Genomic DNA, 3,139 nt, shown 5'->3' with positions numbered 1-3,139 from the left:
CTCCCCCTCACCCCCAACGGAAAGGTCGACACCAAGGCCCTGCCCGCACCCGACCACCACCGACCCGAACTCGCCACCACCTACACCGCACCCCGAACGGACATCGAGCGCACCCTTGCCGCGATCTGGTCCGAGATCCTCGGTATCGACACCGTCGGCATCCACGACAACTTCTTCGAACTGGGCGGGGATTCGATCATCAGCATCCAGATGATCGCCCGGGCCAAGAAGTTCGGTGTGCACCTCACTCCGCGGCTGATCTTCAAGAACCAGACGATCGCCGAGATCGCGGTCCACGCCGGCACGGCCACGCCGGTCGACGCGGAGCAGGGCCGCGTGGTGGGCGAGGTCCCGCTGACACCGATCCAGCACTGGTTCTTCGAGAAGGACCTGTCGGCGTTCGACCACTTCAACCAGGCCGAGCTCCTTGTCACCGACGGACTCGACCCCGACGTGCTGCGGCTCGCGCTGGCCGACCTGATCGAGCACCACGACGCGCTGCGCCTGCGCTGCGTGGACGGGGCCGACGGCTGGCGGCAGTACTTGGACGAGACCGTGGACACCGGCGTCCTCGACGTGCACGACCTGTCCGGTGTCGCGGACGAGTCCCTGGTGCCGGTGTCGCGGGACATCGCGGAGGAGACACAGCAGAGCCTCGACCTGGCCAAGGGCCCGTTGCTGCGCGCCGCCCTGCTGGAGTGGGGGCCCACGCGCGGGCAGCGGTTGCTCATCGTCGTACACCACCTCGCGGTCGACGGCGTGTCCTGGCGGATCCTCCTGGAGGACCTGGGCAGTTGCTACGAGCGGCGGGCCGCCGGGCTCGCACCCCTGCTGCCGGCGAAGACGACGTCGTTCCGGTCGTGGGCCCAGCGACTGCACGGCTTCGCGCGCTCCGCGCAGGCACGGGCGGAGTTCGCCTACTGGGCCGAGCCCAAGCCGGCCGGCCGGGTGCCGCGTGACCGGGACGGGCGCAACGACCTGGGATCGACCGCCGGCGTCGTGGCGACCCTCAGTCCCGAGGAGACTCGTGCCCTGCTGCGGGACGTGCCGAGGGTCTTCAGCACCCAGATCAACGACGCGTTGCTCACCGCGCTGGCGCACGCACTGCGAGACTGGACGGGGGACCACGAGGTCCTGATCGGCCTGGAGGGACATGGTCGTGAGGACCTGTTCCCGGATGTGGACCTGTCACGGACGGTGGGATGGTTCACGTCCGTCTTCCCCGTCGCCCTGCGGCTGGCGCCAGGTGCCACCAATGCCGTGGCCTCGCTCGATTCCGTCCGCGAGCAGTTGGCGCGGATCCCCAACAAGGGCGTCGGCTACGGCATCCTGCGCCATCTCGGCGCCCCGGACACGGTCTCCGTACTGCGCCGGCAGCCCACTCCGGAAGTGAACTTCAACTACCTGGGGCAATTCACCAGGGACCTGCCGGGCATCGGGCGGTACGCCGGTCCCGAAGAGCCCAAGGGCCACTCGATCAGCCCGGACGGCATGCGCTGGAACGTGCTGGACGTGACCGCCGCCGTCGAGGGCGACTCGTTCGGCCTGTACATCAACTACTCGACCGCGCTGCACGACCGGCGCACCGTCGAGCAGCTGGCCGACGGCGTCCTCGCCCACCTGCGCGAGCTGATCGCCGGCAGCGCCGACGGAGCCGCCGACGCCCGCCGGGAGTCCCCGGGTGTTCCCCTCACCGATGTCGGTGACGCCGACATGGCCGCGATCCTGAAGAGGTTCTCGATATGAGCGCGCACAACGTGGAAGACGTCTACGGACTCTCGCCCCTGCAGTTCGGCATGCTGTACCACTCGCTGGAGGACACCTCCGACACGCGCCCCTACATGGTGCAGATGACGGAGGAGGTCGAAGGACCCTTCGACGAGACGCTGTTCGGCGCCGCCTGGCAGCAGCTCGTCGACCGGCACTCGATCCTCCGCAGCGCGTTCGTGTGGGAGGGGGTGTCGGAGCCAGTGCAGGTGGTGCAGCGCCGGGCTCCCCTCCCCTTCGAGGTGAGGGACCTGCGTGGCCTGCCCGCCCAGGAGGAACGGCTGAACGCCTTCCTGGCGGAGGACTGGGCCCGAGGGTTCGACCTGTCACGTGCCCCGCTGGTCCGGGTCACCGTGCTGCGAATGACGGAGGAACGCCGGATCGTCGTCTGGTCGTTCCACCACATCCTCCTCGACGGCTGGAGCGTGCAGATCCTTCAGAAGGAGCTGTTCGCCCTCTACCGCGCGCTGCTCGACGGCACTCCCGCCGAGCTGCCGCCGACGGTCCCGTACCGCCGGTACATCGAGTGGCTCAACTCCCGGCAGGACGACGACTCGGCGGCGTTCTGGTCGGACTACCTGGCGGGCGTCACCGAGCCCACCGCCCTGCACGTCGACCGGGACACCGGCGACACGGGAGTCGGCGAGTTCGAGGTGTGCGCCTCCCCGGAGCTGTTCGCGCGGGCCCGAGACTACGCCAAGTCCCAGCGCATCACGATGAACACACTGGTACAGGGCCTGTGGTCGATCCTGCTCTCACGGTACAGCCGCCAGGACGAGGTGCTGTTCGGCTCGACCATCTCTGGCCGCTCGATCGATCTGCCCGGCGTCGAGTCGATGATGGGCCTGTTCATCAACACGCTGCCGGTGCGCGGCCGGCTCACGGGCGACCTGATCGTCTCCGAATGGCTGCGGGACCTCCAGGACGAGCAACTGGAGATGCGCCAGTGGGAGTACTGCCACCTGGTCGACGTGCAGAAGCACAGCAGGATCCCGCGCGGCGAGCCGCTGTTCCGGTCCATCCTCGTCTTCGAGAACTACCCGGTGGTGCAGAAGCCGTCGGACTTCCCCGAGGGACTGACTCGGCGCCTGGTGAGCTGCGTGGAGCGCACCGGGTACCCGCTGACCCTCGTCGTGTCGGCGGGCCGTGCCCTGGAGTTCCGCTTCGTCTACGACCGGAGCAGGTTCGACGCGGAGACGGTCGAACGCATGGCAGGCCACCTCCAGAGCCTGCTGGCCTCCGCGGTGGAATCACCCGGGGCACGCATCGGCGACCTCAACATGCTGACGGTGGGGGAGCGGCGGGAGGTTCTGGTCGACTGGAACGGTGTCGTCGGTCCGTATCCGGACAGGGCGACGATCCATGGGCTGGT

Annotated in this window: 2 protein-coding genes; both read left to right on the top strand. The window is 68.8% G+C overall.

Features of this window, described 5'->3' with window-relative positions; translation table 11 throughout:
• Positions 1 to 1,746, top strand: a 1,746-nt coding sequence (locus tag ACZ7KF_RS41455) for a condensation domain-containing protein (RefSeq protein ID WP_471087876.1), incomplete at its 5' end; no start/stop codon positions are given.
• Positions 1,743 to 3,139: condensation domain-containing protein (locus tag ACZ7KF_RS41450; RefSeq protein ID WP_471087873.1), on the top strand; the 1,397-nt coding region annotated here is incomplete at its 3' end. The genes ACZ7KF_RS41455 and ACZ7KF_RS41450, both read left to right, overlap by 4 nt.

It is taken from the genome of Streptomyces sp. NPDC038200, assembly GCF_055600785.1.
The sequence above is the reverse complement of the archived record's forward strand: the minus strand, read 5'-3'. Positions and strand labels throughout refer to the sequence as shown.